The organism is Spirosoma oryzae (genome assembly GCF_003002825.1).
Taxonomy (GTDB): domain Bacteria; phylum Bacteroidota; class Bacteroidia; order Cytophagales; family Spirosomataceae; genus Spirosoma; species Spirosoma oryzae.
The window spans coordinates 90,081-98,696 of the sequence record NZ_PVTE01000019.1 but is presented as its reverse complement, the minus strand read 5'-3'; the positions used below and the strand labels follow the sequence as shown (position 1 = coordinate 98,696).

Genomic DNA, 8,616 nt, shown 5'->3' with positions numbered 1-8,616 from the left:
GCTGGTGGAGCTACCCTGATCGACGTAGACGGTATCGACTACGCTACGGTCGAGGTTGGTGGTGATGCTGGCGATGGTGGTGAAGTTGGTACCGGCCAGGCCGGTGGCGCGCTGAATGCGGTACTGGTAGGGCCCGCCCAGATCGCCGGGCCGAAGGTCGAGAGGCCGGGCCCAGCGCAGGGTGATGCGGCCCCGGGTCTCGTTGGTAGAGTCGACGGTGACCTGGGTGATGACGGGCGTCAGGCGGGGTAGTTCGAGACAGGTCTGCTGGGAAGGCAGGCTGAGTCCACCGTTGTTGACGTCGCCGGGATTGCGGGCGACGATGACGTAGGAGTAGGTAACCCCGCGTCGGAGGGCGGTGGTGTCGGTGAAGGTGGTGGTGGTGAAGGGCACACGGCCGACCTCGACAAAGCCCAACCCGGCGGGTACACCGGTTGTGCAGGTTTGTGGTTGAACGGGCGAGCAACTGCCTTCGCGTCGGTAGACGATGAGTTGGGTCGTATCGGGTCCGAGTCCGGCATCGACGATACGCCCGCAGGTGTACGCGGCCCAGTTGAGCTGAATAGCCCGCCCGCCGGCCAGGGCGCTGGCCCGTCCGCTGAGGTTGCGCACGGCGGGGGCAATGACCCGTACGTTCAGCGTCGCAAACGACACCAGCGACGTGGTGCCACGCGGTACGATATCATTGACTTTCAGGGTAATATCATACGGCTGGTTGCGAACGTGATTGCAGTTGGTCTGCCAGTAAAACGTGGCTGTGCCGGGCTGGGGGAGGGGCGTGCCGCCGTTGATAAGTCGTGCATAGTCGGGGCTGATACTCAGCCCACTTGGCAAGGGCAATCCATCGGCCGTCAGGTTCAGCGGACCACCGAAGGCTGTTATGCTGACGCGCTGCCCGTCGGGGTCGGTAGCAGTGACGGGTTGCTGAATAAGCGTTCCCGCTTCCACACAAAGCGAGGCTCCCTCGATCAGCGGCCGTCGATTGGGCTGATCGACGACCACGATCTGCATATCGCGGGTGACCTCACCGATCTTGACGCCGTTCCGCCACTCTTCCACGATAAAGGCAAAATTAAACTGACCGGCCCTGTTGGGCGCATCCCAGCAAAGTTGCCCGGTTTTGGCGTCGATGGTAAAGGTAGGGGTGCCGCCCGATTCGCTGGTCGTGCTGTAGACGGTCGGGTCCTGGTACCTGGAGATAAACTGGCTACGGCAATTGCCTGTGCTTTCTTTAGGGCGGCTCAGGCGGTAGGCCAGGCTGTCGCCGTCGGCATCATAAGCCGCCGGATTATGGCAAAATTGCTGGCCAACACGCGCCGAATCAAGGGGTGGGTTGAGCAGTACAGGCGTAGAATTCAAGCCTAGATTCGTTGCAATCGATATGGTTGTGGAAACATAGAAGCTAATGTCCTCCGAACTTCCTGGCGGTGGTAGATTAATTGTTAGATTATTCCGATTGACAATAAATGCGCCTATTGTATAGGTGCCTGGGGCGGGAAATGTATGTACGGTACGGTAAATATTGATGGAGGATGTACCACCGTTTAAGAAGCGAATCGGGAGGAGTCGGGGAACCTTTTCGGTTGAGTTGTCGCCGAAGCAGAAGTCTACTTCTCTTGTCTCGGCAGCCGCGCTTTTGCCACGTTGTTCGTCAAAATAAGCGGTCAGGGTTATCTCGTACGTAAGCGAGGTGGCCGATAGCCGGCGGGTGGTAATTTCCCCAGCGCGAACGTGCGTGGCCCGGCTGGTTATTGGTATGAATAGTAACCCGAGGAGGAGGGCTATAAGCCCATACGTGTAGAGCCGGCGCATCGTCTTAACTGGTTTTTAAGACAACGTGGCAGTGCGAAAAAGTAGCGTTAGATATAAATTATACGGTAGCTAATTTAATGCCCCCTGTCTGGCGGCTGACTCGTCGCAAAACAGGGGGCAGGATATGCAGGAGAAAGACAAGCTTTCGGTAAGTAGACTATAATAGCAGACCCGCCAGCGTGGCCGACATATAGGAAGCTAACGTGCCACAAATCAGTGCCTTGAAGCCGAGCCGGGCCAGGTCGCGCCGGCGTTGTGGTGCCAGCTCGCCGATACCACCTACCTGAATGGCAATCGAGCTGAAGTTGGCGAAGCCGCACAACGCGAAACTGACAATGGCGATCGTCTTGGGACTTAGCGTATCCTTGATTTTCACCAGGTCGAGGTAAGCGACAAACTCGTTGACCACCATCTTCGTCCCCATCAGCGAACCCGCCTGCTGGATGTCTTTGGTCGGTACGCCCATGGCCCAGGCAAAAATTGAAAACACCTTGCCGAGCAGGAAATTCAGACTCAGGAAATCGATGCCGATGATGTAAAAGCCGATGCGGAAGAGGATACTGTCGAGCAGCGCGATCAGGGCGATAAAGCCGATCAGCATGGCTACTACGTTCAGGCCAACTTTCAGGCCCTCGCTGGCACCGGCGGCAATCGCGTCGAGCAGGTTCGCGTATACTTTTTTGATTTCGACTTTAACCACGCCCTGCGTCTCCGAAGGCTGCGTTTCGGGCATCACGATCTTGCTGATAACCAAGGCTCCCGGTGCCGCCATAATGCTGGCTGCCAGCAGGTAAGGGGCTGGTACACCCAGCGAAATGTACACGGCCAGTACGCCCCCGGCGATACAGGCAAACGAACCCGTCATGCTGGCCAGCAGCTCTGAATTGGTCATGCCGTTGAGGTACGGTTTAATCATGATCTGCGCTTCGACCTGTCCGACAAACGTACTGGCGACGTTCGATAAGGCTTCGGCTCCGCTAACGCCCATCAGTCCTTTCATCGCCCGCGCCATGATGGCGACGATCCGCTGCATGATGCCGAGGTGGTAGAAAATATTGACCAGTACGGCCACGAAAATGATCGTCGGGATGACTTTGAAAAAGAAGATAAAGTTGTTGCCCGGACCGAAGGCCCGTGTCAGCACGTCGGTGCGTACCAGCGACGAAAAAACGAACTCCGCACCAACGTTGGCTTTCTGGAGCAACCGGTCGACATAGTAGCCGAGTTTTTGAAACAGGCTCTGACCGAGGTCGGTCTTGAGCACGAATATGGCTAACCCAAACTGAAGCGCCAGACCGACGCCCACGGTACGAAAATTAATTGCCTTGCGGTTGTCTGACATCGCGAACGCAATGCCAAGGATAAGAACGATGCCAATGAGCCCGGTAAAACGATCCATTCAGACGTACAAATTGCGGTTAAGACGGCGAATATACGACAAAAGGGGTAATGACTGGCTGGCTAAAGCGGGGGATAAATGGGTAAACAAATGGGGTCGCACGATCGGATAGATCGTGCGACCCCATGAAGTCTATATGGCTCATGCATTCAGCGCGTTACTGGCCTGAACGTATGCAAGAAAGCGGATTATATGTTCGCGATGGCGCGTTCCGCGTTTTCCTGATACTCGTCTTCGAGCTGGGCAACGTCGGTCGGTTTTTGCTCGGTCTCGAACAGACGGGCTTCCATGGCGTCTTTCTCCGTAACCTCGAAAAAACGCTCGTGAATATTCACCGGCTGTTCATTCTCGCCAACCTCACATTTTTTGAAGTTGCCGTCTTCCATCAGCTCGTATGCGTTGACGTTGTCGCGCAGGTTATCCTGTAGAATCAGAATAGCCTGTTGTTTTACCCGGTCGTTGGCGAGATAAAACAGCGATTCGATACGCCGGTCGAAGCTGCGAACCATTACGTCGGCACTACCCCCGTATACTTTCGGGTCACCGTTGTTGTGGAAGTAATAGACGCGGGTATGCTCCAAAAAATCACCGACGATCGACCGGACGCTGATGTTTTCGCTCAGGCCAGCCCGCTTCGGCCGCAAACAGCAGATACTTCGTACGATTAGTCGGATCGGTACACCCGCCTGCGACGCTTTGTACAGTTCGTCAATCACCTGCTTGTCTTCCAGCGAGTTGACCTTGATGCAGATACCGCTTGTCAGGCCACGCCGGGCGTGTTCGGCCTCGGTCTGTATCAGGCGAATCAGCTGATCGCGCATGTCGCGCGGGGCCGTAATCAGGTAGTTGTATTCGTTGGGCAGCGAGTGACCGGTGATAACGTTGAAGAACTCCGAGATGTCGTGTGTGTACGTCTCGTTGGTCGTCAGCAAACCAATGTCGGTGTACAGTCTCGACGTATCTTCGTTGTAGTTACCTGTCGCCATGTGGGCGTAGCGCACTACCCGGCTACCTTCGTTGCGCACCACCAGTAACAGCTTTGTGTGCGTTTTGTAGCGGCTGATGCCGTAGATCACGAAGCAGCCGGCTTTCTGTAGCCGCTGGGCTTCGCGAATGTTGTTTTCTTCGTCGAAACGGGCTTTGACCTCGAACAGTACCGATACGTGCTTGCCGTTTTCGGCGGCTTTCAGCAAGGCTTCCGTCACCCGCGACCGTTTGGCCAGTCGGTAAACCGTGATCTTGATGGCCAGTACGTTCGGATCTTCTGCCGCCTGTTCCAGCAGTTGCAGAACCGGCTCGAAGTTGTTGTACGGGTGATGCAGCAGGATGTCGCGCTGCTTGATCGTCTCGAAAATGTCGTCGTTCTTCTCGCGATTGATGCCCATCGGCTGTACCGGCGGATGCTGACTCGGCATGTCGTCTTTGAATTCCGGATTGCCGATGATCTGCCAGAGCGACGTAAAATCCAGCAGCGTGGCTGACTCAAACACGTTCAACTCATCGATTTCCCACCGCTTTTTCAGCAGGTTCATCATCCAGGAAGCGCCTTCGTTGCCGTTGCAGTCGGTCTGCACCTCAACGCGCGTCACCCGGCCCAACCGCCGATTCTTGATCTTCTGCCGGACTTCGTCGATAAAGTCGACTTCGTCGTCATCGTTTTCTTCGAGCGTAAAATCACCATTCCGCGTAATGCGAAACAGGTTGACCGACTCGATTTCGACGTTGCGATACAGTTTTTTGATATTGTGTCGGACCACCTCTTCGATGGGCAGGAACAGGACAACGTCGTCGCGTTCGAACGTCAGGAAACGGGGCAGGTTGGCGGGAATCTGTACGAAGGAGAGCCGCTGCCGACTGTCTTCGTCTTCCGGGCGCAGGCTTTGCAGATTGGCCGCTTCGTTGTTATGCGTGACCACACCGAAGATCAATACCTTGGCCAGCAGCACCGGGAACGTATGCGTGTAGTCATACAGCATCGGTGTCAGCGTGGGATAGATCGCCTTATCGAAAAAGTCGGTGGCTTCCGCCTGTTCGTCGGCCGTCAGGTTTTCGAAGTCAGTGAGCTGAAGGCCGTTCTCGACAAAATGCGGCAACAGCTCTTCGTTGAATACCTGCTGCTGATCGCGCACGAACTGTTGAGCCGCTGACAGTAACGCCTTGCGGAACGGCACTTCGCGCAGACCCGAATAATCGACCCGTTGCTTGTGGTAGTCGAGGTAGTTATACAGGCTACCCACGCGAATCATGAAAAACTCGTCGAGGTTCGAGGCAGAGATGGCCAGGAACTTTAGCCGTTCCATGATCGTCCGGTTGCGCAGCGGAGCCTGCCGCTCGCGGGCCTGATCGAGCACACGTTCGTTGAACTTAAGCCAGCTCAGGTCGCGGCTCAGGTAGTTACTCTGATCGATAACGCTGGTAACCTTCTCGCTTACTTTAACGAGTTTGTCTTTATCAGCTGGGGGCGCGGTTGTCTGGGGTTCTGAATTGCGATGCGTTAAGCGTGATACCAGGCTACCTAGCATTGTTTTGTGAAGGTGTTGTGAATAGCGCATAGAGCTATAAAGTTAACGTAACAACAAAAAGGCGGGCTTGTGGGCCCGCCTAGTGTTATCATTCGGTTAAATATCCACCCGGGCGTATTTGGCGTTCCGTTCGATAAACTCACGCCGGGGCGCGACTTCATCGCCCATCAGCGTGGAGAACACGTGATCGGCGTCGGCCGCTGATTCGATCGTGACGACCTTCAGGCTGCGCGTATCCGGGTTCATCGTGGTGCTCCAGAGCTGCTCAGCGTTCATCTCGCCAAGGCCTTTGTACCGTTGCACACTCACATTTTCTTCCCGACCAGCGCCCGCCAGCTCTTTTACAGCCGCTTCGCGTTGGGCTTCACTCCAGCAATAGCGCTCCTCCTTGCCTTTCTTGATCAGATATAGCGGGGGCTGCGCAATATAGATGTAGCCATTGTCGATCAGCGGCTTCATGTTCCGGTAGAACAGCGTCAGGATCAGCGTGCGGATGTGGCTACCGTCGACGTCGGCATCGGTCATGATGATGATCTTGTGATAGCGGAGCCGTTCCAGATTCATCACCGTTTCATCGTCCTTCTTTTCTAGCCGAATTCCCAGCGCGGTCCAGATGTTTTTGATCTCTTCGTTTTCGTAGATCTTGTGCTCCATCGCCTTTTCGACGTTCAGGATCTTACCGCGCAGGGGCAGAATGGCCTGGAACGCCCGGTTCCGACCCTGTTTGGCCGTACCACCTGCCGAGTCACCCTCTACCAGATAAAGCTCGCACTTTTCCGGGTCAGTGTCCGAACAGTCAGCCAGTTTACCCGGCAGACCGGCACCGCCCATAAAGTCCTTGCGCTCACTCATGATGCGCTTGTAGGCCTGATCGGCGGCAATCCGTGCCTGCGCCGACACGAGTACTTTCTTGACGATGCCCTGTGCCGTCTTCGGATTTTCTTCCAGCCACGTTTCCAGCAGATCGGCCATGGCCTGACTAACGGCACTGACAACCTCCTGGTTACCCAGCTTCGTTTTCGTCTGACCTTCAAACTGCGGCTCCTGCACTTTCACCGAGATAACAGCGGTCAGTCCCTTCCGAAAATCTTCCCCGCTAAACGTCACTTTACCTGCGTTTTTGGGCAGCACGTTGGGGTTTTTATCGGCGTAGTTTTTCAGCACCCGCGTCAACGCCGACCGGAAGCCCTGTACGTGTGTACCGCCTTCGTGCGTGTTGATGTTGTTGACGTACGACAGCACATTCTCACCGGCTTCGTAGTTGTACACCAGCGCCACCTGTACGGGCGTCGACCCTTTGTCCGACTCCATGTAGACTGGCTTCATATTATCGAGCGAGGGGCGGGTTTGATCGAGGTATTCTACGAACTCGATCAGACCGCCTTCCGAAAAGAAATCGTCGTACCGTACAGGCTGACCATTCTCGTCGAGTTCGCGTAGGTCATTCAGGAAAATGTGAATGCCTTTGTTGAGGAACGCCAGTTCGCGCAGGCGTCCGGCTACCGTTTCGTACTTGTATTCGGTTTCGGTGAAGATACTGCCGTCGGGCTTAAAGTGCGTCCGGGTGCCGGTGTCGGCAGCCTCGCCAATAATGCGTACGTCGTACTGTGGAATCCCGATTTTGTATTCCTGTTCGAAGATTTTTCCTTCCCGGTGTACCTCTACCCGTACGTCGGTCGACAGGGCGTTGACGCAGGATACCCCCACGCCGTGCAAACCACCGGATACTTTATACGTGTCTTTGTCGAACTTACCGCCAGCGTGCAGTACCGTCATGGCAATCTCCAGCGCTGATTTGCCCGTTTTGGTATTTATGCCGGTAGGAATTCCCCGGCCATTGTCCTGTACGGTGACGGAATTATCCGGATTGATCGTTACGGTAATGGTATCGCAGTAACCCGCCAGGGCTTCGTCAATCGAATTGTCGACTACCTCCCAGATAAGGTGATGAAGCCCCCGGATACCCACATCGCCAATGTACATCGCCGGGCGTTTGCGAACAGCTTCCAGGCCTTCCAGGACGGTGATACTGTCGGCCCCATACTCCTTTTTTGGTTCGTCCGTTGCGAGTGCGTCTGCTTCAATCAATTCGTTGGTCATATTGGCTACAGGTAATATCAGAAACTCAATGTAGCAGGCTAAAAACAGTGGTCGTTAGCGCCTATTTACAGATGGTAAAAATACAAAAAAATGTCCACTTTACCTAGTAAACTTTATCCTGAAAAGCAATGTATTTTGTATGCTTCAATTGAAATACTATGTTCGATAAAGACGATAAAACGGCCCTGTTTGCTCAGAATAACGGTTCCTGGTGCAATCCTGACGTATAGCCGTTAGGGGACCTTAAAACCCGGTGCTCGTAATGGTACGTTCTTGAAAAAATAGAATTGACTTTGGCCGGGGCCACGCAAAAAGAAAGCCGGATTTTTGAATCCGGCTTTTACGCGAAGTAAGGGGCTAATACGCTTAATCTTCGGGGTACGGAATGTACACAAAACCCGCAAAATCACCGTGTACGACGAACAGACAGGCGTATTCATCAGCTTTCTTGAAATTCTCTTTCCAAAGCTCAATGGAATCTTCACCGATCAGCTCGCGCTGTACGAATTCATCGAATAGCGACGCACGGTAGTTCCACTTGTTGCCCATCTCATCGACGCCGATCAGCAACTGCCCAATCGGAACGTCGCGCCGGGACGCGACGAAAATCGGGAAGTCGGAAAAGCCGCGCTTGCGAATCTGATACGACGCTTCCTTGAGCGTGTCGGCTACGTTGACAAAGTCCGACGATATGATGCCCATCAGTTCTTTGTTGACGTCGTACGAGTTGGCATCGTCCAGCAGGACGTTTTCGTTGCTGTGATTAATCATCAGTAGTTGGTT

4 protein-coding genes and 1 pseudogene are annotated in these 8,616 nt (G+C 54.6%); all 5 read right to left on the bottom strand.

From position 1 onward, the window contains the following. Positions 1–1,359, bottom strand: a pseudogene (locus CLV58_RS20135) (gliding motility-associated C-terminal domain-containing protein); the annotation flags it as partial. Between the two features lie 610 nt (positions 1,360–1,969). Continuing rightward, positions 1,970–3,211 (bottom strand): NupC/NupG family nucleoside CNT transporter, encoded by a 1,242-nt coding sequence (locus tag CLV58_RS20130; RefSeq protein WP_106139630.1) that lies wholly within the window; start codon positions 3,209–3,211, stop codon positions 1,970–1,972. A gap of 188 nt (positions 3,212–3,399) precedes the next feature. After that, positions 3,400–5,763, bottom strand: coding sequence for a polyphosphate kinase 1 (gene ppk1 / locus CLV58_RS20125; RefSeq protein WP_106139629.1), 2,364 nt, complete (start codon positions 5,761–5,763; stop codon positions 3,400–3,402). A gap of 66 nt (positions 5,764–5,829) precedes the next feature. After that, complete coding sequence (gene gyrB, locus CLV58_RS20120; protein WP_106139628.1) at positions 5,830–7,833, bottom strand: DNA topoisomerase (ATP-hydrolyzing) subunit B; 2,004 nt, start codon at positions 7,831–7,833, stop codon at positions 5,830–5,832. Positions 7,834–8,199: 366 nt separating this feature from the next. Then, entirely contained in the window at positions 8,200–8,604 is a 405-nt protein-coding gene (locus tag CLV58_RS20115) for a hypothetical protein (protein ID WP_106139635.1), read from the bottom strand. Positions 8,605–8,616 lie beyond the last annotated feature (12 nt).